This is a genomic window from Phocaeicola faecicola, from assembly GCF_013618865.1.
GTDB classification, from domain to species: Bacteria; Bacteroidota; Bacteroidia; order Bacteroidales; family Bacteroidaceae; genus Phocaeicola; species Phocaeicola faecicola.
In genome coordinates this window covers 88985-111368 of sequence record NZ_JABSOE010000001.1, presented here as the reverse complement: position 1 = coordinate 111368, position 22384 = coordinate 88985, and the positions used below count along the sequence as shown (strand labels likewise).

17 protein-coding genes and 1 tRNA gene are annotated in these 22384 nt (G+C 50.7%); 11 read left to right on the top strand and 7 right to left on the bottom strand.

Features of this window, described 5'->3' with window-relative positions; translation table 11 throughout:
• Positions 1–9 precede the first annotated feature (9 nt).
• Genes H3001_RS00350 through H3001_RS00340 form a run of 3 tightly spaced genes read left to right on the top strand, consistent with a single transcriptional unit; the run spans position 10 to position 3155 of the window.
• Positions 10–1305: a TolC family protein gene (locus H3001_RS00350; RefSeq protein ID WP_181213741.1), complete on the top strand. Its 1296-nt coding sequence runs from the start codon at positions 10–12 to the stop codon at positions 1303–1305.
• A gap of 4 nt (positions 1306–1309) precedes the next feature.
• The gene (locus H3001_RS00345) at positions 1310–2371 is read left to right on the top strand and encodes a sensor histidine kinase (protein ID WP_181213740.1); all 1062 of its coding nucleotides are present in this window, start codon (positions 1310–1312) and stop codon (positions 2369–2371) included.
• Positions 2364–3155, top strand: coding sequence for a LytR/AlgR family response regulator transcription factor (locus H3001_RS00340; protein WP_181213739.1), 792 nt, complete (start codon positions 2364–2366; stop codon positions 3153–3155). The genes H3001_RS00345 and H3001_RS00340 overlap by 8 nt, the downstream gene beginning before the upstream one ends.
• Before the next feature lie 354 nt (positions 3156–3509).
• Here the strand turns inward: H3001_RS00340 and H3001_RS00335 are convergent, their stop codons facing one another.
• Positions 3510–4172, bottom strand: coding sequence for an FKBP-type peptidyl-prolyl cis-trans isomerase (locus tag H3001_RS00335; protein WP_178245803.1), 663 nt, complete (start codon positions 4170–4172; stop codon positions 3510–3512).
• A 19-nt stretch (positions 4173–4191) separates the two neighbouring features.
• Entirely contained in the window at positions 4192–5733 is a 1542-nt protein-coding gene (locus tag H3001_RS00330) for a glycine--tRNA ligase (protein WP_178245801.1), read from the bottom strand.
• Between the two features lie 175 nt (positions 5734–5908).
• Here H3001_RS00330 and H3001_RS00325 point away from each other — a divergent pair, with 175 nt between their 5' ends.
• The 5 genes from H3001_RS00325 (at position 5909) to H3001_RS00305 (ending at position 12260) form a co-directional block, all read left to right on the top strand.
• The gene (locus H3001_RS00325) at positions 5909–7249 is read left to right on the top strand and encodes an MATE family efflux transporter (RefSeq protein WP_178245799.1); all 1341 of its coding nucleotides are present in this window, start codon (positions 5909–5911) and stop codon (positions 7247–7249) included.
• Positions 7250–7485: 236 nt separating this feature from the next.
• On the top strand, positions 7486–10137 hold the full coding sequence (locus H3001_RS00320; RefSeq protein ID WP_181213738.1) for a DNA gyrase/topoisomerase IV subunit A: 2652 nt from the start codon (positions 7486–7488) through the stop codon (positions 10135–10137).
• Between the two features lie 5 nt (positions 10138–10142).
• Entirely contained in the window at positions 10143–10988 is an 846-nt protein-coding gene (locus H3001_RS00315; protein ID WP_178245795.1) for a DUF3316 domain-containing protein, read from the top strand.
• 33 nt (positions 10989–11021) lie between these two features.
• A complete protein-coding gene (locus H3001_RS00310; protein ID WP_178245793.1) occupies positions 11022–12050 on the top strand; it encodes a S41 family peptidase in 1029 nt (342 codons plus the stop codon).
• A gap of 128 nt (positions 12051–12178) precedes the next feature.
• Positions 12179–12260, top strand: a tRNA-Leu gene (locus H3001_RS00305).
• Positions 12261–12331: 71 nt separating this feature from the next.
• Here the strand turns inward: H3001_RS00305 and H3001_RS00300 are convergent.
• The gene (locus H3001_RS00300; protein WP_181213737.1) at positions 12332–13750 is read right to left on the bottom strand and encodes an ATP-dependent DNA helicase; all 1419 of its coding nucleotides are present in this window, start codon (positions 13748–13750) and stop codon (positions 12332–12334) included.
• 97 nt (positions 13751–13847) lie between these two features.
• Here H3001_RS00300 and H3001_RS00295 point away from each other — a divergent pair, with 97 nt between their 5' ends.
• From H3001_RS00295 to H3001_RS00285, 3 genes are read left to right on the top strand one after another with little or no spacing between them, the layout of a single operon-like run.
• Entirely contained in the window at positions 13848–14534 is a 687-nt protein-coding gene (locus tag H3001_RS00295) for a hypothetical protein (protein ID WP_178245789.1), read from the top strand.
• Positions 14535–14538: 4 nt separating this feature from the next.
• On the top strand, positions 14539–15360 hold the full coding sequence (locus H3001_RS00290) for a DUF3822 family protein (RefSeq protein WP_178245787.1): 822 nt from the start codon (positions 14539–14541) through the stop codon (positions 15358–15360).
• Positions 15351–15896 (top strand): RsmD family RNA methyltransferase, encoded by a 546-nt coding sequence (locus tag H3001_RS00285; RefSeq protein ID WP_181213736.1) that lies wholly within the window; start codon positions 15351–15353, stop codon positions 15894–15896. Before H3001_RS00290 ends, H3001_RS00285 begins: the two co-directional genes overlap by 10 nt.
• Before the next feature lie 140 nt (positions 15897–16036).
• Here the strand turns inward: H3001_RS00285 and H3001_RS00280 are convergent, their stop codons facing one another.
• The 4 genes from H3001_RS00280 to H3001_RS00265 are packed head-to-tail and all read right to left on the bottom strand — an operon-like array spanning position 16037 to position 22384.
• Positions 16037–18526: a DUF4962 domain-containing protein gene (locus tag H3001_RS00280; protein WP_181213735.1), complete on the bottom strand. Its 2490-nt coding sequence runs from the start codon at positions 18524–18526 to the stop codon at positions 16037–16039.
• Positions 18527–18532: 6 nt separating this feature from the next.
• Complete coding sequence (locus H3001_RS00275; RefSeq protein WP_178245781.1) at positions 18533–19801, bottom strand: sugar MFS transporter; 1269 nt, start codon at positions 19799–19801, stop codon at positions 18533–18535.
• A gap of 11 nt (positions 19802–19812) precedes the next feature.
• Positions 19813–20751 (bottom strand): ROK family protein, encoded by a 939-nt coding sequence (locus H3001_RS00270; RefSeq protein WP_181213734.1) that lies wholly within the window; start codon positions 20749–20751, stop codon positions 19813–19815.
• 4 nt (positions 20752–20755) lie between these two features.
• Positions 20756–22384, bottom strand: coding sequence for a CehA/McbA family metallohydrolase domain-containing protein (locus H3001_RS00265; protein WP_181213733.1), 1629 nt, complete (start codon positions 22382–22384; stop codon positions 20756–20758).

Sequence of the window (22384 nt, the reverse complement as noted above, 5' to 3'; positions counted from 1 at the left end):
CATTTGAAGATGAAACAATTACTGGTCATCCTCGGTCTGTCTACTTGTCTGACGTCGCAGGCACAGGAAAACAGTCTGTTACAGCAATATCGTAATCAAGTGATTCAATATAACCAAGACATAAAAAGTGCCGGATATGCGGTATCCATGAAGAAAGAGATGGAGCATGCCGCCAAAGCCGACTTCCTGCCCCAGTTGTCCGGACAGGGAAACTTCCGTTATACCGGTCACCCGAATGAACTCTCGGTGACTCTTCCGGAGACGGAGCTTCCACTGGAATTTCAAGGAAAGAACCTGAGATACGGTGCCGGAGTGGCAGTGGCACAGCCTATCTATTCCGGAGGAGCCTTGCAGGCCGGCTACAATAAGGCCCGGAGAGAGAGTGAAATCTCCCAATACGAAAAAGACCGCCTGATCAATAACGTCATCTACGATGCCGATGTCTGTTACTGGAACAAAGTCGCCCGGGAAGAACTGGTGAAAGTTGCCAGTGACTATCAGCATTCCGTATCGCGGCTGGTAGAGGTGGTGAGACACCGTACCGAAGAGAAGTATACCGACCGGAACGATTTGCTGATGGCCGAAGTAAAGCTGAACGATGCAACGTACCGCCTGACCCAGGCTCAGAACGAGGCAGAAACGGCCCGTCTCTCACTGAATTCATTCTCCGGAGTCAGTTTTACAGATACCATTCCGACTGATTCGGAAGTGACTCCTCTCCGGGAAAATGAGATGCCGCATCTCTCTGCCGAAGAAGGAATGGCAGCCCGTCCAGAACTGAAGATTTCCTACGGACAGGTAGAGGTACAGAAGGAAAGCGCACGCATCGCCAATGCCGGTTATCTTCCTCAACTGAGCATCGGCGCAGAAGGAACCTATTCTTCTCCCGGATATAATTTCAGGGCAGACATGGATCCGAACTATGCCGTATATGCCAAGCTCTCCATTCCCATCTTCGAATGGGGAAAGAGAAAGAATACCCACAGGGCCGGAAAGTACCGGGTAAACATGGCAAAAGAAAACCATTACAAGACCTCCGACTACATACGGCTCGAAATAGAAACGGCCTACTATACTTACGAACAGGCCATACAGAAAGTCAAACTCACCGAAAGTTCGCTCCAGAAAGCCGCTCAAAGCGAGACACTGGCCATGGATAAATACAAGGAAGGAAACCTGTCGATTGTGGAAGTGCTGAATGCACAGATGTATCATCAGGAAGCCCGGACCAATTATATCCAGTCGAAGCTGAATGCACAGATAGCCAAGAGCAGCCTGGAAAGAGCAATCGGAAAAAACAGATAAGCTCATGAAATCAAACTCACTCAGCAAAGCTTCGGTCTCCTATCTCTGGGATTTTCTGCTATACTCCAGCCTGGGATGCATCTCCTACTTCCTGCTGGTCAACTATACCGATATCCCTGTGCGCCACCAGAACCGGCTCATCAATCCCGAAGGTATTCTGGCGGCCATCATCCTCTTCAACGGAGTAGGCATCAGCATGAAATACATCAACCTGAAAATCTCGGAGACCTATCCGGTCTTTCTGAAAAGACGGAAAATGCTCCTGCTCTTTCTGGCCGTCACGGCCGTCGCGCTGCTGGGATCGAACTACCTGCTTTCTGCATTTGCCAAAATCGTCATCGGCTCTCCTTTTCCGTTCCGCATGAACGGTAAGGGACTGTCGTGGCTACTGGGAATCTGGCTGGTGGAGTTGGTCATTGTCAGCCAGTTCATGGTCAACCAGTTTTACAAGAACCTGATCAGCCTCTACAAGCGGTCGAAGGAACTGGAGGAGAATAACCTGCGGGCACAGTACACAGCCCTGCAGAACCAGCTGAATCCGCATTTCCTTTTCAACAGCCTGAACACGCTTATTTCCGAAATTGAGTATAATCCGATGAATGCCATCCAATTTACCCGATACCTGGCGGATACCTACCGGTACATTCTGCACTGTCAGGACAAACAGTCCGTCTCGCTGGAAGAAGAGCTTGAATTTGTAGAGACCTATACCCGCATCCAGAATGTCAGACTGGGCGACTGCCTGCACCTGCAGAACCGGATTCCGCCGGAAATGCTGAAAAGAAGGCTTCCGCCGCTCACCCTGCAGCTGCTGATAGAGAACGTCATCAAGCACAATACCGTCTGCTTCGGCAAACCGTTGAATGTGGACATCTATCCGGAGCAGGACAATGAGAACGACTGGGTATGCGTAAGCAACCCGATACGCCCCAAACAAGGGGTCGTTCCCTCCGGCAAAGGATTGAACAACCTGTCGCAGCGCTACCAGCTGCTCTGCAACAAAGAGATTATCATATCAAATAAAGACCAGATTTTTACCGTAAAAGTACCGTTACTGTATGAATAAAAAAGCCCCTATCAGAGCCGCCATCATAGAAGACGAATATCCGGCAGCCCGACTGCTGCATAAAATGCTGCATGAAGTCCGTCCCGACTGGGAGATTATCCTCCTGCCAGGAAGCATCGACGAATCCGTACAATGGTTTAATGAAAACCCGCACCCCGACATCCTGTTCCTGGACATACAACTGGCCGACGGGATTTCCTTCCTGTTCATTGAACGTGCCCAGCCCGAAAGCATGATTGTATTCACCACCGCTTACGACCAGTATGCGATACGCGCCTTTACGGTCAACAGCATCGACTATCTGCTCAAGCCCATTCATGTGGAACGACTGACGGAAGCCATCAAGAAGTTCGAGCGGCTGACCGCCGGATACAGCAAGGAGTTCAACAAGCAGATGGACCTGAACGAACTGATGCAGGCACTGACCGCACAGGAAGAAAAGAAGTACCGTACCCGCTTCCTGATTTCAGGCAACCGGAAATTCTATACCATCCAGGTAGCGGACATCGCCTATTTCTATTCGGAAGAGAAAATCACCTTTGCGGTGACCCGGGACCGGAAGTCGCACATCATCGATTATCCGCTCAACAAGCTGGAGGAACAGCTCGACCCGCAACTGTTTTTCCGGGCCAACCGGCAGATGATTCTCTCGGCCAATTCCATCCAGCACATAGAGCCGTATTTCAACGGAAAGGTCATCGTGCAGGTCGATCCTCCCTATAAGGACAGCATACAGATCAGCCGGGAGAAAATCAATGCACTGAAAATCTGGCTCGACTCCTGAACCTACCATTAAGGTCAGACCCTATACCCTGTAATTATTCCATAAAAAAGAAGTTCCAGTTCAAAGGGATTGCTGCTTTGAACCGGAACTTCTTTTTTTATCTTTCTCACATTCTTCCTACTGTTTCCCATAACCGCCCAAAGCCTCTCTGCAGCGAGCCCCCCTCATTCCGTCCTCTCTTTCACCATCCGGCAACCGCCAGCCTACACCGTCCGAAACAAAAAAATTCCCTTATAATGACCGCAGTATCACTACCTGCCTGTCAATATAAGGGAATTGTTGCTATAAACAGAACCGTTCAGGTTCCTTATTTCTCCAGTTACGCATCATTCCTGACACGCCGCTCCGGCTCCTTTACCTGGCCGTTTTCTTCTTCCGCGATCTGTCATCCGGTCCTTCTTTATGAAGCACCTTCTCCAGACGAAGGTCAAACACCAAGGTAGAATATCCCGGAAGGTCACTCTGTCCGTATTCGCCATATCCCAGTGTATAAGGAATATACAGCATGACATGCGAATTTTCCTGCAGATGCATCAGTGCCGTAGACCATCCCGTAATCAGACCGGAAACCATGAAACCTACCGGCTCATGAATATCCGCATCCCAGTCACCCGAGAAACTCTGGTCGAACACCGTTCCGTTGTAATACATACCCCGGTAATGCACCATTACGGAGTCAGTAAACAAAGGAGTCGCTCCCTTCGCCGGCTGTTCACTTTCAGCCTTGTCGGGCAAATAAGGCAGCACTTTCGCATAGACATAATCGTTCTTGCCCCACGAAGGAGTCGTGATGCTTCCCTCCGTGTCGTTCTGCAACTTATAACTCAAGTACTTCTCCCAACGTTCTCCAGCCGGAGGATTTGCTGCGACAGCCGCAATGGAATCCAGGTAGGCACTGTTCTTCAATGCCCATTCACTGTTCGGATCTGCCGTCAGCGTATCATCATTATTACATGCCGTAAATACTGCCGATACCAACATCAGCATTCCCCACAGCCAAATCAGATTTCTGTTCATGTATACTCAATTCACTTAGTTACTGCAAAGTCTTCAGCAAGCTGGTGATGCTTACCTTGTCTGCAATAATGTTATTCAAATCAGCAATAGCCACACGTTCCTGCTCCATGGTATCGCGGTTACGCAAGGTCACGCAGTTGTCCTCCAGTGTCTGGTGGTCGATGGTAATACAGTACGGAGTACCGATTGCATCCTGACGGCGGTAACGCTTACCGATAGAATCCTTCTCATCATACTGGCAGTGGAAGTGGAACTTCAGGTCGTTCATGATTTCACGTGCCTTTTCAGGCAGACCGTCTTTCTTCACCAGCGGCATGATAGCCAGTTTCACCGGAGCCAGGGCTGCAGGCAATTTCAATACCACACGAGTCTCGCCGTTCTCCAGTTTCTCTTCGCAGTATGAAGCACTCATGATGCTCAGGAACATACGGTCTACACCGATAGAAGTCTCGATGACATACGGAGTATACGATTCGTTGATTTCCGGATCGAAATACTTGATGCTCTTGCCAGAGAATTTCTCGTGCTGGCTCAAGTCGAAGTTGGTACGGCTATGGATACCTTCCACTTCCTTGAATCCGAACGGCATCAGGAATTCGATATCGGTTGCTGCATTGGCATAGTGAGCCAGTTTTTCATGATCGTGATAACGGTAGTGGTCATCGCCGAAGCCCAGTGCCTTATGCCATTTCAGACGGATTTCCTTCCATTTCTTGAACCATTCGAGTTCGGTTCCCGGTTTTACGAAGAACTGCATTTCCATCTGTTCGAACTCACGCATACGGAAGATGAACTGACGGGCAACGATTTCGTTACGGAAAGCCTTACCGATCTGTGCGATACCGAAAGGCACCTTCATACGGCCTGTCTTCTGCACATTCAGATAGTTCACAAAGATACCCTGTGCCGTTTCCGGACGGAGATAAACCTTCATTGAACCGTCGGCAGTCGATCCCATTTCAGTAGAGAACATCAGGTTGAACTGACGCACTTCCGTCCAGTTCTTGGTTCCCGAAATCGGACAAACGATTTCCTCATCCAGGATAATCTGACGAAGTTCGTTCAGGTCGTTTGCATTCATCGCCTTAGCAAAGCGTTCGTGCAGGGCATCACGCTTAGCCTGGTGTTCCAGTACACGTGCGTTGGTGCTGCGGAACTGAGCCTCATCGAAAGCATCTCCGAACTTCTTGGCAGCCTTTGCTACTTCCTTATTGATTTTCTCGTCGTATTTTGCAAGCTGATCTTCAATCAGCACATCTGCACGATAACGTTTTTTCGAATCACGGTTGTCAATCAACGGGTCGTTGAAAGCATCTACGTGTCCCGAAGCCTTCCAGATAGTGGGGTGCATGAAAATTGCAGAATCAATACCTACGATATTTTCGTGCAACAGCACCATGCTCTGCCACCAATACTGTTTGATATTGTTTTTCAGTTCCACACCCATCTGTCCGTAGTCGTATACGGCGCCCAGTCCGTCATAAATTTCACTTGACGGGAATACAAAACCATACTCTTTACAGTGTGAAACAAGTTTCTTGAAAACGTCTTCTTGTGCCATTTTTCCTTAATTTATTTAGATTTCTTATTTTCTTATTCCTCCAAGATAGGGCACAAAGATAGGCATTTATCAGCAAAAAAGCACGAGGCTTGTATTAATTTATCTTATGAATAAAAGGAATATTCGAAAGAAGGAAGTTATTTTTCCTACTTTTGCAGAAAACTTAAGCACAATCATGGAAACCAAAGACAAGCATACCTTAATGACAACCGCTCCGATTCCCCGGCTGATCGGAAGTCTGGCCATACCCACCATCATCAGCATGCTGGTGACTTCGTTTTATGTCATGGCCGACACTTATTTTGTAGGAAAGATTGATACGCAGTCGACGGCCGCGGTAGGATTGTCGTTTTCCGTGATGGCCATCATCCAGGCCTTCGGCTTTTTCTTCGGACACGGTTCGGGAAACTACATCTCCCGTAAATTAGGGGCACAGGACTATGCCAGCGCAGAGATCATGGCCTCCACCGGATTTTTCTATGCCTTCATTGCCGGTACGCTGACCACCTGCCTGGGGCTGCTCTTCCTGACCCCCATCTGCCGTTTCCTGGGTTCTACCCCTACCATCCTGCCCTATGCAGAGACCTACCTGGGCATCATCCTGCTGGGAGCCCCCTTCATGGCATCCTCGCTGGTACTGAACAACCAGATGCGTTTTCAGGGCAATGCCGTCTACTCCATGGTCGGCATCATCGTAGGAGCCGTACTGAACATCGCCCTCGACCCGCTGCTCATCTTTACGTTCGAGATGGGTGTAGCCGGAGCCGCCTGGTCCACCCTCATCAGTCAGATATGCAGTTTCTGCGTACTGATGGCCATGGACAGCCGGGGCACCAACATCCGCATCCGGTTCAAGAACTTCCGACTGAAAGCCCAGTTGCTGAAAGAAATCCTGTTTGGCGGTGCCCCCTCGCTCTGTCGTCAGGGACTGGCCAGTATCGCCACCATCCTGCTGAACGTAGCAGCCGGAGGATACGGTGATGCCGCCATCGCGGGCATGTCTATCGTAACCCGTATATGCATGTTCATCAACTCCTTCGTCATCGGATTCGGACAAGGTTTCCAGCCGGTATGCGGCTTCAACTACGGGGCAGGTCTTTACCGGCGCGTACGGGAAGGCTTCTGGTTCTGTATTCGTACCGGAGTGGTCTTCCTGACGGTCTGCGCCATCGTGGGATACATTTACGCCCCCGAGATAGTAGCCTGGTTCCGTGCCGACGACCCACAAGTCATCGCCATCGGTGCCCGTGCCCTGCGCTGGCAGCTCATTACCCTCCCCCTGGGAACCTGGGTGATACTCTGCAACATGCTGCTCCAGACCATCCGCAAACCCGTACGGGCCGTCACCCTGTCTTCGGCCCGGCAAGGCCTGTTCTTCATTCCGCTCATCCTGATACTCCCCAATCTGCTGGGACTGCAGGGCGTGGAAATGTGTCAGGCAGCAGCCGACCTGTGTTCGTTCATCCTGGCCATACCGCTGACCGTACCTGTATTAAAGTCTTTCCGGAAGAACTAAATTCAGTCTGCCGAATCATATTATCGGACGCCATTCCGGATATTTTATTCTTCTCGCCGTAAATCGAATAATCAGCCACGTGGATTATTGGATTTACGGCGGAAACTTATCAATCGGCGACAAGAAACCACTTATTCTTCTCCCGACACGCACTTTTTTTAGATAAACTCACGATTTTTCGCCCGAGAGAACTAAAAAAATTCGTATTTTTGTTTCCATTAGTTTAAAATCAGTATATGAGCGAAGATACATTTGACAAAGAGATAAACAACCTTCCCGAAAAAGAGGAACATTCTGACTATAAGCCTGTAGACCAAACCGACGAAGCCGTAAAACATCAGTTGAGCGGCATGTACCAGAACTGGTTCCTCGATTACGCATCGTATGTAATTCTGGAGCGTGCCGTTCCGCACATCAACGACGGTCTGAAACCCGTTCAGCGCCGTATCCTGCACTCCATGAAACGCCTCGACGACGGCCGCTACAACAAAGTAGCCAACATCGTAGGACATACCATGCAGTTCCACCCGCACGGAGATGCCTCCATCGGAGACGCCCTGGTACAGCTGGGACAGAAGGACCTGCTGATTGACTGTCAGGGTAACTGGGGAAACATCCTTACCGGCGACAGCGCGGCAGCTCCCCGTTACATCGAAGCCCGGCTTTCCAAGTTCGCGCTCGATGTGGTCTTCAATCCCAAAACCACCGAATGGCAGTCTTCATACGACGGACGAAACCGGGAACCGGTGACTCTTCCTGTCAAATTCCCGCTCCTGCTCGCTCAGGGAGTGGAGGGTATTGCCGTGGGTCTGTCGTCCAAAATCCTGCCGCACAACTTCAATGAATTGTGCGACGCGGCCATCGCCTACCTCAAAGGAGAAGACTTCCAGTTGTATCCCGACTTCCAGACCGGAGGTGCCATCGACGTGTCACGCTACAACGACGGCGAACGGGGCGGAGTCATCCGTGTGAGGGCCAAGATTACGAAAATCGACAACAAGACCCTGTGCATCAATGAAATTCCATACGGAAAGACAACCTCTTCGCTGATTGACTCCATACTGAAAGCCAACGAAAAGGGAAAGATCAAAATCAAGAAGGTGGAGGACAACACTGCCGGAAAGGTAGAAATCCTGGTGCACCTGGCTCCCGGTGTCTCATCCGACAAGACTCTGGATGCCTTGTATGCCTTCACCGACTGCGAGGTCAATATTTCCCCGAACTGCTGCGTCATCGACAACAAGAAGCCGCACTTCCTTACCGTCAGTGCCGTACTGAAGAAGTCGACCGACAACACCCGCTCGCTGCTGCAGAAAGAGCTGGAAATCCAGCGGGGAGAGACATTGGAGACCCTGCATTTTGCTTCCCTCGAAAAAATATTCATCGAAGAACGGATTTACAAGGACAAGCAGTTCGAGCAGGCCGAGAACATGGATGCGGCATGCATGCACATCGACGAAAGACTGACGCCTTTCTATCCGCAACTGGTGCGTGAGGTGACCAAGGAGGATATTCTCCGGCTGATGGAAATCAAGATGGCCCGTATCCTGAAATTCAACAAGGACAAGGCCGACGAGTTTATCGCACGCCTGAAAAGCGAGATCGAAGACATCGACCGCAAGCTGGCCCACCTGACAGACTATACCATCGACTGGTACAGCCGTCTGAAAGAAAAGTACGGGCAGAACTTCCCGCGGCGGACCGAGATACGCAGTTTCGACACCATCGTAGCCACGAAGGTAGCCGAAGCCAACGAGAAGTTGTACATCAACCGCGAAGAAGGTTTCATCGGAACCGGACTGAAGAAGGACGAGTACATCTGCAACTGTTCGGACATCGACGATGTCATCATCTTCTACAAGGACGGAAAATACAAGATCGTACGCATTTCCGACAAGCTTTTCGTCGGAAAGAACATACTGTATGTCAACATTTTCAAGAAGAACGACAAGCGTACCATCTACAACGTGATTTACCGCGACGGCAAGGAAGGCTTCCACTACATCAAGCGTTTCAACATCACCTCGGTGATACGCGACAGGGAGTACGACATCACGCAGGGCAATCCGGGCTCGAAGATTGTATACTTTACCGCCAACCCCAACGGTGAGGCCGAAGTCATCAAAGTGACCCTGCGCCCCAACCCGCACATCAAGAAACTGGTCTTCGAAAAAGACTTCAGTACCATCAATATCAAAGGCAAGCAGTCGATGGGTAACCTGCTTACCAAGTATGAGGTCCACAAGATCGGACTGAAACAGAAGGGAGGTTCTACCCTGGGCGGACGAAAAGTCTGGTTCGACCACGACGTACTCCGTCTGAACTACGACGGACGCGGCCAGTACCTGGGCGAGTTCTTCAACGGCGACTGCATCCTGGTGGTTCACCAGAACGGGGATTTCTATACCACCAGCTTCGACCTCAACAACCACTACGATGCCGATATCCGACTGATTGAGAAGTTCGATGCCGAAAAGGTATGGACGGCCGTACTGTTCGATGCCGACCAGCAGCACTACCCGTACCTGAAGCGCTTTACCTTCGAGAACTCTGCGAAAAAGCAAAACTACCTGGGTGAGAACAAGGACAACCAGTTCGTACTGCTTTCGTGCGAGGCCTATCCGCGCATCCAGATCACCTTCGGCGGACACGACAGTTTCAGGGATGCCCTGATTGTCGAAGCCAGCGACTTTGTCGGCGTCAAGAGTTTCAAGGCCAAAGGAAAACGACTGACGACCTATACCGTGGGAGAAATCATGGAACTGGAACCTACCCGCCGTCCGGAAACGGAAGAGAACGAGGAGAATGCAGAGAATGAAAGCGAAAGCGAAGAAACCACGGCAACTCCCGGCGGCGAAGACGAAAACGGACAAATGAACCTCTTTTAACTGACATGAAACGGATATTGACCCTACTGTTCTCCGTCACCGCCTGCCTGTGCCTCCATGCGCAGGCAGACAGCGTAAAGGCCTCGCACTACGTCATGCGCAGTGCCATGTTCGGTGTCGGACACAATAACCTGTTCGAAACCTACCTCTCTCCCCTCGAATACACGGGAGCGGAGTTGCGTTTCGTGCATGAAGGCATGCGGATGACCCGGCTGATGAACGGGAAAGTCTCCCGCCAAAGCCTGTTTCAGGTGCAGGCCTCGTATACCGAAAACATTTCCCAGACGGCCAACATGTATGCAGGGATGATCAACTGGAGCTATGCACTGCACTACCAGCATCGCATCGGCAAACAGCTGAAACTGCTCTTCGGACCGATGATCGACCTCAACTGCGGAGTGGTGTATAATCAGCGCAACTCCAATAATCCGGCACAGGCCAAAGCCTACGGCAACCTGGGCGCATCGGCCATGCTGATTTACAAGTTCCAGCTCTTCCAGTGCCCGTTTACCCTGCGCTATCAGGCCAACCTGCCGCTGCTGGGACTCATGTTCTCGCCCGAATACGGAGAGTCTTATTACGAAATATTCTCGCTGAAGCACGGGGGAAGGAACGTGGTATTCACTTCCCTGCACAACCAGCCGTCGCTGCGGCAGATGCTGACGCTCGACTTTCCGATACGGAGTACCGTATTACGGACGGGCTGCCTCATCGACATCCAGCAGGCCAAAGTCAACCAGCTGAAAAGCCACTCCTATTCGTTCGACTTCATGATCGGTTTTGTGCGCAACTTCCAGCTGATACGCGGCAAGCGGTGCGTCAGCATGCCCGAGAAAGTAACCCCATTCTGATTCAACAAGTTCTATCACACACCTACCATACACATGAAACGGTTTATACATACCTTATTATTATATATAGGAGCGGGATTTTCCCTGCTGTCGGTCTCATGCATCCGGGAAGATGTTTCCGGAAATACACCAGAGGCCAACTTTGAGTCGCTCTGGCGCATCATCGACCAGCAGTACTGTTTCCTGGACTACAAGCACGAAGTCTACGGGCTCGACTGGAACGAGGTGCACGAACGCTATGCCCGCCGCATCACCCCTTCGATGACCAATGAAAACCTGTTCGAAGTCCTCTCGGACATGGTCAACGAACTGCGTGACGGACACGTCAACCTCTCCAGTTCCATGGCCACCTCACAATACCGGGAGTGGTTCGACAGCTATCCCCGCAATTTCAGCGACAGCATCCAGAGCAACTATCTGGGAAAAGACTATATCATCTCCTCCGGACTGGAATATCAGATTCTGGAAAACAACATCGGATACATCTACTGCTCCAGTTTCTCCAACGGCATCGGCGACGGCAATCTCGACCAGACCCTGAACCGGCTGGCCATCTGCGACGGCATCATCATCGACGTGCGCAACAACGGGGGAGGCAACCTGACCACAGCCCAGAAGCTGGCCGCACGGTTTACCAACGAGAAAACGCTGGTAGGCTACATCTCGCACAAGACCGGTCCCGGACATCAGGACTTCTCCGCCCCCAAGGAAGTATACATCGAGCCCTCAAACGGCATCCGCTGGCAAAAGAAAGCAGTGGTACTGACCAACCGCCGTTCGTACAGCGCCACCAACGACTTTGTCAACTGCATGAAACAGTTTCCGAATGTCACCGTCGTAGGCGACAAGACCGGCGGAGGTTCCGGACTCCCCTTCAGTTCGGAAATCCCCAACGGATGGTCCATACGCTTCTCTGCCAGTCCCATGTTCGACCCCGCAATGGAACAGCTGGAATTCGGCATAGACCCCGATGTAAAGGTCGACATGACCAGTGAAGACATGCAAAGAGGAAAGGATACCCTCATCGAAACCGCCTGTCAGATACTGAAAAAACAGGAATAAGCCTCTCCGGACACCCCTCCGGAGCCCACAGAGTATTGGAAAAAGAAAATTCACCAGACACTTGCTTATTCAAAAATAAAGGTCTATCTTTGCAAAGCAATAAAGAAAAAGAATAGAAAGCCTCTATCGCGCTTGTGGCGTAATTGGTAGCCGCGCCAGACTTAGGATCTGGTGTCGTGAGACGTGTAGGTTCGAGTCCTATCAAGCGCACAGTAATGGATTCAATAAACAATAGGAAGTTTGTTGAATCCATTATTTTTTTCTCCGGAAGACACAGACAGTCACTCTGTCTGCTCCTCCGGCCAGTTGACCAGATAAGCCACCGACGTGGCACGGGTCAGTGCAGTATACAGCCAGCGGAAATAATCCGGCGAAAGCATGTCCTCCGTCATGTATCCCTGATCGATGAAGACCCGCTCCCACTGTCCGCCCTGCGCCTTGTGACAGGTCACCGCATAGGCATATTTCACCTGTAAGGCATTGTACCACGGGTCCGACTTGATCTTCTTCATCTTCTCCCGCTTGGTCGTCACGTCCGCATAGTCCTCCCATACCCCATGAAACAGCTGGTCACTCTGCTCCTTCGACAAGGCCGGTGAATCCACGTGCAAGGTATCCAGCAACACCTTTGCCTCCATCTCCAGATGGTCGTAATCCGGAAACTCCAGCAAGACATCCGCAAACCGGAACCCGTACATCTCCCGTGTCCGCCGCACCCGGCGCACCACGGCCAGGTCACCGTTCGCAATGAAGTCAAAATCCTTATATGCCTCGCTCCAAAAGTAATTGTTCTTCGCCACCATCAGCAAGTCTCCCCCGCTCAGTTCCTCCTCGCGGTACAGAATCGAGTTACGTATCCCGCGGTTGTACAGATTCGCCCGCTTGTTGGAACGGCAGATAATCATCGTCTCGTCCATGCCCACCTTGTCGTAACACTCGTTGATGGTCTCAATCAGTTCCGAACCCGGCACCACCTTGACATCCGGAAATCCCAGTGTCCGGATCTTCGGCAGGCAACCGTACTCCTCCCCCGTAATCAGGTAGCGGAGTGCCGTGGCATTGTAAAGAATTCCGGAAGCCTCCTTCTGCCGCACCACCTGCGTCAGTACCCGCTCCGTAACCGTAAGACCATACCCCGCCAGCATGGAAGCCGACAAGGCAGGGCTCTCCTCCTCTCCCACCGGAGGCAACTGCGCCGTATCACCGATGAGCATCAGCCGGCATCCCTGTCCGCCGTACACATACTGAATCAAGTCGTCCAGCAAGCGTCCGGTGCCGAATACACCGCCCGATAATCCCTCATTGGCAATCATCGAAGCCTCATCAACAATAAACAACGTATGCTGGTGCAGGTTCTGGTTCATGACGAAATTATCCAGCTCGTTCGAGAACGAACGCTGCCGGTAAATCCGGCGGTGAATCGTATATGCCGGATGCCCCGAATACAAGGAAAACACCTTGGCCGCCCGACCGGTAGGAGCCAGCAGTACACACCTCCGTTTCAGTTCATCCAGGGTCTTTACCAAAGCCGCAATCAATGACGTTTTTCCGGTTCCGGCATACCCTTTCAGAAGGAAAACGGCATCCTCATCAGTAGAAAAACAAAAATCCGCAAAAGAATTAATGGTAAATTCCTGCTCTTCTGTTGGTTTATAGAAAAAATTTCGCTTAATTTGCTGCGATAAATCATTATTTAACATAAATGCTCCATAAAAAGTTCACGTAACTTTGACGTGGTTCGAGTATTTTATTTTATTTTTGCGATACGAATATAAACTAAAAAAAACAAATATTATCATGAAAACAGTTATTAATCTAGTGTTAGCTGCCTGTGTTGTTGCTTTGGTATACATCTGCTATGGCAGTATTATGGGCCCTATCAACTTTGAAAAAGAAAAGAAAGTTCGCGACAAAGCTATTATTGCACGTCTGATCGACATCCGCAAGGCACAGCAGGAATACCGTGGTATGCACAACGGTGCATATACTGCAGATTTCGACTCGCTGATTGATTTCGTTAAGACAGCCAAATTGCCTTTCATCCTGAAGGAAGGAACTCTGACTGACGACCAGCTGAACAGCGGTATGACTGAAAAGAAGGCAATCGAACTGATTGAAAAAGCTAAAAAGACTGGTAACTGGAAAGATGTAGAAAAAGAAGGTTTGACAAACTTCCGTCGTGATACTCTTTGGGTAGCTGTACTGGATACTATCTTCGGCAAGGGATTCAACGCTGACTCACTGCCTTACGTTCCTTACGGTAACGGCGCTAAATTTGAAATGGCTATCCGCAAGGATACTACTAAATCAGGTGCTCCTTTGAACTTGTTCCAGGCACAGGTTGCTTACGACGTATATCTGGGTGACTTGAACAAGCAGGAACTGATCAACCTGAAAGACATGCAGGAAAAATTGGGTAAATATGCAGGTTTGAAAGTCGGTGACATCGAACAGCCGAACAACAACGCAGGTAACTGGGAATAATTCTATGACCGAATTTTGCGTTGATTTAACCCAATCGGAACAATATACATTATCCATCCGTCTCAGTACGGATGGATTTTCTTTTTCTATCCATCACCCTTCGCGTCCGGAAGAGGGGTGCTACCAGCGGTATCCGGTCAACACCCAGCGCTCCATGGCTGCCAATATCAAGGCCTTTCTGAATGATACTCCCATTCTGAAAAAGCCTTTCGGACAAACCAACATACTGGTACACAGCCAGCGCTATACTTCCATTCCTTTTGAACTTTTTGAGGACGAACAGGCCGAAACCCTGTTCTACCAGAACCTTCCCAAGCAGAACAACGAGATTATTCTGTGCAACATTCTGGGACACAGTAACCTGGCGGTTCTGTTTTCCATCGACAAACTTACTCATCTGTTTCTGTCGGAGCAATTTCCGGGAGCCCGTTTCTTCTCTGCAGTCAGTCCGCAGATAGAATACATCGTATCCCGCCATAAAGCGCCCCATGCCAACCGCATCTATGCCAACCTGCATCCGGGCAGTATGGACATCTTCTGCTTCAGGGAAAACCGGCTGCAGCTGCTCAATTCGTTTGCCGCAAGCACGCTGAACGACCGCTGCTACTACCTGCTCAACCTCTGGAAACAGCTGAAGTACAACCAGGAAGAAGATGAGATGTACCTGACCTGTGCCGAGTATCCCGTAGAGGAAATCAAGGAGATACTCTCCTCCTACATCCGGAAAATTATGATTATTAACCCACAGGCGGAACTGGGAAACCTGCAGTTTACAAAGGGGGAATCCATTCCGTTTGATATGCAAACCTTACTGACATGCGTGTAATAAGTGGTATTTACAAAAGACGCCGCTTTGACGTACCCCATACGTTCAAAGCCCGTCCTACAACCGATTTTGCAAAAGAGAATCTGTTTAACGTACTGATGAACTACCTCGATTTCGAGGAAGGTGTCACTGCACTGGATTTGTTTGCCGGAACCGGAAGTATCAGTATCGAACTGGTATCGCGAGGCTGCGACCGGGTGATTTCGGTAGAGAAAGACCCGCAGCATCATGCATTCATCAGCAAAGTCATGAAGGAAGTCAAGACCGACCGGTGTCTTCCTCTCCGCGGAGATGTATTCCGGTACATCGAAAAGTGCAACGAGCAGTTCGACTTTATCTTTGCCGATCCGCCTTATGCACTGAAAGAACTGAGTACCATCCCTCAGAAGATATTCGAATACAAGCTGTTGAAACCGGAAGGCCTCTTTGTTCTGGAACACGGGAAAGACCTCAGTTTCGAACAGGATCCCCATTTCATCGATCAACGGCATTACGGTAGCGTGAACTTCTCATTCTTCAAGAACATCGAAGAATAATTCACCCGATATCCGGATACTGCCGGAAAGCTGTTTCAGCCTTTCTGAAGACAAAAAAATCTCCCCTTGTACGAACCCTCATCCAACTGATGAAAGGGCGTACAAGGGGAGATTTTCATTCTGCCTCCGGGGCTGATTCCTTAAAAGGCATAGTTGCCCACCGGCTGCAGATTCTCAGCTACCTTCTGCTGTTTTCCATCCTTCAGCAGCGTCTTGTCAGCAGTAATCTCCAGTACCTGATCCTTATAGCGGACAATGGCCCGAGGTGCCTTCTTACCATCCAGTTCGGCCTGTACCGATACCTCACCGATGCGCCAGCATCCCTTTCCTTCCGGTTTGATTTCCGGCAGGCTGCCCCCCTTATCACCCAGTTGGATGAAAGTCAGGAAACGCATGTCGGCCACTTTCTCTTCATTTTTGAACGTAGCATGATAAGCCGGAGGAGTACCCTGCTTGTACTTCTTCTTGAAGTCGACTGCCGGAGAAAAATACCGGTCGCTCACCTCTGCCTTCAGGGCCGTCGACCCATAGACCTGAGCCTGAGCCATGCTGCGTGCTGTCTGCACCTCCAGTCTTCCCTCCTTGTCCAGTGCCGACGGCTGCAAGGTATGCAGCAACAGGCTCCATTCCGAAGGCTGTTCCGCCTGCAATACATCATATACCACTACCAGGTCCGGACGGACAAAGACCAGATGACGCTCGTACTTCTTCATGCCCGACTTGCCCATGCCGAAATGCGCATTCTGTTCAATGCCGTTCTGCTTCATCAAATCCAGGAACTGGCGGTCGGTCACCTCCTGATATGCACGACTGGCATCGCCGCATACATACGACATGCCACTGCCCTCCAGGTGACGCTTGATCCAACCGTAACCCTCGTGTCCGAAAGCCTGTCCGTATCCGTTCAGCAGAATCGTATTGTGCGCCCGGGTATGGCGGTAAGACGTCAGTGCATGAGGGTCGGCAAAAGAAGTATAATATCCAGTAGAATAGAATACCCTTTCTCCCTTTCTCGAAATATTGAAACTGTTCTGGTTGGCATGCATATGTCCCTTCGCTCCAAACGGAGAAGACCGGAAAAAGACCGTCGTATTCTGTGCCGGATCCAATACATCTACATGCAAGGCAGCCGCTCCCACTCCCTCGAACACCTTGTCGTGAGGCAGGTGTGCAGGCTTTCGGACGTCCTTGTCCGAGAGACGGATGTCATTGACAATCTGATACCATAGTTCGATTTTCGCCAGCGGAGACTTCCAGTATCCCTGTTCCAGCGGACTGCCATAATACGAATCCACCGGTCTCAATGAAGTAAACAGCCGGTAAATAGCCTCCGGATTCTTTTCCTCACAACCGATGACCAGCATTTCCGACTTCCCTTTCAAGCTTCCGCTGGCCACCCTGTCGTGCATGTCCCCGAAACCGGAAACCGGAGCGGCCACCGGTGAGAAGTAAGTGAAATAATCCGGCAGGTTCCGATACCATTCTGTCTGGAAGATATCAATGTGTCCGATTTTCTTCAAGAGCAGCGCCATGTCTACAATGGCACTCTGGTTGACACTGTAGTAACCTTCTCCTTCGGCCCATCCTCCCTCGGGAGTAGCCAGGTTCGGGAAACGGGCAATAAACAGTTCATACGTATATTCCAGCATTTTCTCCGCCGACTCCAGATGATGCAGAGTAGCCAGTGCCGCCGTAAAGTTTCCGGCAATCTCCATCTGCCAGAAATGATTCTCTACCTGACGGGCTTCGGTATATCCCGGCCACTTCTTCAGTCCTGCCTGAAACTGCTTGTCGATTGTCTGCAAAATCTGCCCCTTGACCTTGGCATCCAGTTCCTCATACAGCATGTCATACACCAGTGCCAGACTGGTCAGCACTTTTGACCCCAGCAAATCATCCGTAGGCCAGGTCAGCAGAATATCCGTCCGCTCCAGCAAGGCATCGCGCATCTCCTTCTTGCCCGACAGGGTATATCCCTCGAGCAGGCAACGGAAAGCCTCTACCTCTTTGTCGGCCTTCTGACTCAGCCGACGGGCCTTCGCCGGATTGGCATCCGACACTGCCCCCCGGTAAGGTTCGGCAGCCACTACTTTCTCAGCCTCCCGGATCATTTTCGCATACAGCGGATGTGAAGGTGCCTTCGCATGAATCTCTTCCATGCTTCGTCCGTAGTTCATCACCCGGGGATGTTCCTTCATGATATTTTCCACGAACGACCGGAAATCGGGAGTCACCGTGCCTTCGGTACCGGAAGCCACATGGAAAGAATAGGTTCCCTTAGGAATCACCTTTCCGTTTTCCACCTCCTCATACTTCCAGAACCACTTGCCCTCCTCCAGTTTCCGGTGCGGATTATACATGCAGTACTTCTGGTTCAGGCTGCGGTAAGTCCGGTCTGCCGGAAACAGCGAGTCCTGACTCAAATAGACATTATACGACACCTCCCTCTTCTCCCAGTAACGGGCAGAAGGCCACAACAGCGGAGAAGGATTGACGGTAACCGTCTGTCCTTTCGCCGGATAAGGCGACTTGCGCCACTCCTCATACAAATAGTCCGGCAAGGCGGCCTGTGCGGTACATACATACAGCAAGGCCACCAGCAGACTTCCTATAAACGTGTTCTTGTACATAACGAATTACTTACGATGAAAAAGTTCCTTCAGGCTGACCGTCTTGTTGCTGACCAGCGGTTTCGCCCAAAAACCGATAAAGGTGATGTATCCCACAAACACCAGAATGACCAGCATGCCTGTACGCAAAGAGGTCATGTCGGAGAGGGTACTGATGATCAGCGGACCTCCGGCTCCTCCCACAATACCGGAACACAAGATTCCGGCAAAAGACCCATGATACTGAGACGCCGAGTTCAGGGCCAGTGAGAAGACAATGGAATACATCATGGAGATACTGAAGCCGATGGCCGGGAAGGCAATCATGGAAGCCTCCTTGCTGCCCAGCAATGCAACCAGCAGCAGCACGATGGTCAGTCCTCCCGAAACCTGCAGCAGCCGTTTGCTGTCCACCAGTTTCAACAATACCATACCCAGCAGACAACCGACGGTCATCAGTCCCCAGAAATAGCTGACAATGACCGCTCCTTCCGTCTGCGGATCGACTCCGTGATACTGTTCCAGGAAGGTACTCATGAAAATAGAGGTTCCCTGCTCCGTACTTACGTAACAGAAGATGCCCAGGAAAAACAGCCAGACAAACTTCTGACGGAACAGCGAAAAGTAAGACGACTGAGAGCCGCTCTTTTCATCTTCCTTCAGTTCAATCTTAGGAAACTTGGACAAAGCTACAGCCACCAGCATCACCAGCAGCAGCAAGGCAAAAACCCAGTACAGCGATACCCACGGAAGCGAAGAAGGAGTCACTGTCGAAAGACAGTCGAGCAGCACATTCTTTCCCGGCTGATACACCTCAGGATTCAGTTCCCGGATGAGATAAGCATATACCAAGGGGCTGACAAAAGAAGCAGTACCAAATACAAACTGAGCCAGTTCGGCCACAAAGGCATAATTCTCCTCTCCGCCTACCGTCCGCTGAAGCGGATTAAGTACCGTCTGCAGCATGGCCATACCCAATCCGATGATGAACGAAGAAGCCAGCAGGGCCGGATAGGTATGCAGACAAGCGAACAGTACCGTTCCGATGAAAGGCATCAGGAACCCACAAAACAACACCAGTTTCTCTCCCCACCGGTCAATCATGATTCCGGCCGGTATCGACATGATGGCATACGCCAGGAAAAAAGACGTAGGAATAAATCCGGCCATCGCCAGGTCGGTCAACTGGAAATTACGGATAATATCAGGAATAAGCGGTCCAAGGATATTCGTAATAAACGATATCGTGAACCAGAAACACATGATCAGTGTCAACTGTAAGACTGTCTTTTTCATAACGGCTAAAATCAATTTAAGAACAACGAAGCAGCTCCCAGACTACCCGCCTTGTTTCCCAGACAAGCCGCAATGATACGGGTATTGACCGCACAGTCGACTATCGCATAGCGGAAAGCCTGTTCACTGACCTTACGGATATAAAAATCACCGGCTTCGGAAAGTCCCCCTCCGATGACCACCAGTTGCGGACTGAAAATGTTGATAAATCCACCGATACCGTGTCCCAGGAAACGGCAATGCTCGTCCAGGCACTCGGTCGCCAGTGCATCCCCGGCCTTGTAAAGCTTCACAATCAGTTCCCCGTTGACTTCCTCGGAAAAGGTTATCCCCCGCTCTTCGGCCCGCTGCTTAAACCGGCGGACCAGCGCCGAAGTAGAAGCATAATGCTCCAGGCAACCCACTGAGCCGCATGCACAAGGCTCTCCGTCGGCAATCAAAGGCACATGTCCCAGTTCCGTACCCCGGTTGGCAAACCCGTTGAACAGCTTACCGTCGATAACTACCGCTCCTCCGATACCGGTACCCACCGTGATGAACACCACATTCCGGGCACCCTTTCCGGCCCCGTACATGGTTTCCCCCAATCCCATCAGGTTGGCATCATTACCCAACTGCACCGGAAGCTGTGCCACCTCTTCGATACGGTCGGCCAAAGGCAGGTTTTCCCAGCCCTTGATGTTTTCCGCACCACCCAGTACAATCCGGTTGGTCTCATCTACAATACCCGGCGTACCGATACCGATACCACACAGTTCATACTGATGCGCAGCCGCATATTTCTTCACTTCCTCCACTGCAAACAGCAACTGGCCGATTACAGCCTCGGCCGATACATCGGCCATTGACGGTATCCTCCCTTCAAAATGAAATACGCCTTCATTGTCAATCAAGGCGTATTTCACAGAAGTTCCGCCAAGGTCTATTCCTATAGCGAATCTCTTACTCATAAATTTATACTTTTTCTACCCAAATCGGTGTACTGAACGCCCACTGCTGGTCGCGCTGACGTACACGCACATAATAATAATCCGTATCACGTTCCGGAGTAGCATCCTCCATGAAATGCTCCAGCTTATAGCAGCTTTCCGGCATGGCACGGTTGAACAAAATAGCCTCACTCAACCAGCCGATCATGAAGTGCGAACGAGAACCTTCGAGCAGTTCACCCAGCGAGTGGCTGAAACGCTTTCCGTTGAAATCCGCAGTCAGAATACCGTCCTTCGGCATTTCCAGTTCCAGAATCACTGCCTGAGTAGCAGGTGTAGTGGTATTCGGGTTCTTGGTAGTATACAGTTCCAGTTCCGTCTTGTTTTCGGATGTCGACAAAATCTTGTTGACATGTGTATGGAACTCCGTCTCTCCTTCCTGAGGTGAAGTAAAAGCAGCCCCACGGAAACAAGGAGTGACACTCAAGATCCGTCCCTTATCGATAGACAGGTTACCGTTCCAGGTCACATAGCGCTCTTCACGGTTCCATCCGAATTCCACCTTCACCTTGCAGCGAACCATATCGCCTTCCGGCATTTCAGGAGTCATCGGACCGTTCATGCGGGCCAGCAGACGACCGTTCTTGATGATATCGATATAGTCGATGCAGCTCTCTCCTTCTACATTCAGGTAGATGCGGCGGCTGTTACCCCGTACCACGTCGCCCATGAACGCATCGTTCAGACGGAAATCAATCTTGATCTTATCTCCTGTCGCACAGCACACATGACGTGTACGAAGCGCTTCCCAGATGGCATCACGCGACAACGAAGGAGCCAGTACTCCCACACGACCGTCACCGTAGCTTCCCGGATAACCCGAATGCTGGTCGGTAGAACCGATCAGACCGAATTTATGTCCTTTCTCCAATCCGCAGAGAATGGTACCTTCCCACTGACGAGGACCCATATCGTGCAAATAAGGATAGTCACCCTGATCCGTTTCCGCCAGTCCATGACGTGAATACATTTCCACAAACGGAGTCACATCGCCTTCGGTAAAGAAATTCCAGTCGTATCCGCGATAGCCGGTCTGGTACCCCATGTGGTGCGGAGTCACAAATACCTTGTGTCCCTTTGCCTTCTGTTTCCAGTCCTCGATAGAAGTACATTCCACCAGCGGTGCATCCAGGTCGTAGTTCAATGCCACATGGTCGCCATGCTGCATGCTGTGCGCCTCATATCCGATGAAAGTCAGGAACTCACCTTCCTTATTATATTCCTTGGTCATTGCCACATACTTATCATATCCGCCGGCACGCAGACGCTTGAACGCATCGGTATGATAATCAATCACCCATGAAAGACGAGGATCGTTTGCCCCCGGAATATCCGGCCACATGGCATGAGGAGTCACACTGACAAAATCCAGATGCTGCTTGGCAGCTTCAAACGCATCCCTCATGTCCCCATGTCCGTAAGTCAGGTTACAATGATTATGCAAGTCGCCCCAAAACAGCTTCAGGTTACTGGGTGAGGGCATTATTTTTTTAGCCTCTTTACTACCTGGAGTACAAGCCTCCAACAAACTTCCAGAAGCAGCCAGTCCTAAAAACGACCAGCCTGAAACCTTCAAAAACTTTCTTCTGTCCAT

Bases quoted from the DNA above. Each gene is read 5' to 3' on its own strand.
- H3001_RS00350 (WP_181213741.1), top strand. From the start codon at position 10: ATGAAACAATTACTGGTCATCCTCGGTCTGTCTACTTGTCTGACGTCG.
- H3001_RS00345 (WP_181213740.1), top strand. From the start codon at position 1,310: ATGAAATCAAACTCACTCAGCAAAGCTTCGGTCTCCTATCTCTGGGAT.
- H3001_RS00340 (WP_181213739.1), top strand. From the start codon at position 2,364: ATGAATAAAAAAGCCCCTATCAGAGCCGCCATCATAGAAGACGAATAT.
- H3001_RS00335 (WP_178245803.1), bottom strand. From the start codon at position 4,172: ATGAACAGAAATCTGATTTGGCTGTGGGGAATGCTGATGTTGGTATCG.
- H3001_RS00330 (WP_178245801.1), bottom strand. From the start codon at position 5,733: ATGGCACAAGAAGACGTTTTCAAGAAACTTGTTTCACACTGTAAAGAG.
- H3001_RS00325 (WP_178245799.1), top strand. From the start codon at position 5,909: ATGGAAACCAAAGACAAGCATACCTTAATGACAACCGCTCCGATTCCC.
- H3001_RS00320 (WP_181213738.1), top strand. From the start codon at position 7,486: ATGAGCGAAGATACATTTGACAAAGAGATAAACAACCTTCCCGAAAAA.
- H3001_RS00315 (WP_178245795.1), top strand. From the start codon at position 10,143: ATGAAACGGATATTGACCCTACTGTTCTCCGTCACCGCCTGCCTGTGC.
- H3001_RS00310 (WP_178245793.1), top strand. From the start codon at position 11,022: ATGAAACGGTTTATACATACCTTATTATTATATATAGGAGCGGGATTT.
- H3001_RS00300 (WP_181213737.1), bottom strand. From the start codon at position 13,750: ATGTTAAATAATGATTTATCGCAGCAAATTAAGCGAAATTTTTTCTAT.
- H3001_RS00295 (WP_178245789.1), top strand. From the start codon at position 13,848: ATGAAAACAGTTATTAATCTAGTGTTAGCTGCCTGTGTTGTTGCTTTG.
- H3001_RS00290 (WP_178245787.1), top strand. From the start codon at position 14,539: ATGACCGAATTTTGCGTTGATTTAACCCAATCGGAACAATATACATTA.
- H3001_RS00285 (WP_181213736.1), top strand. From the start codon at position 15,351: ATGCGTGTAATAAGTGGTATTTACAAAAGACGCCGCTTTGACGTACCC.
- H3001_RS00280 (WP_181213735.1), bottom strand. From the start codon at position 18,526: ATGTACAAGAACACGTTTATAGGAAGTCTGCTGGTGGCCTTGCTGTAT.
- H3001_RS00275 (WP_178245781.1), bottom strand. From the start codon at position 19,801: ATGAAAAAGACAGTCTTACAGTTGACACTGATCATGTGTTTCTGGTTC.
- H3001_RS00270 (WP_181213734.1), bottom strand. From the start codon at position 20,751: ATGAGTAAGAGATTCGCTATAGGAATAGACCTTGGCGGAACTTCTGTG.
- H3001_RS00265 (WP_181213733.1), bottom strand. From the start codon at position 22,384: ATGGACAGAAGAAAGTTTTTGAAGGTTTCAGGCTGGTCGTTTTTAGGA.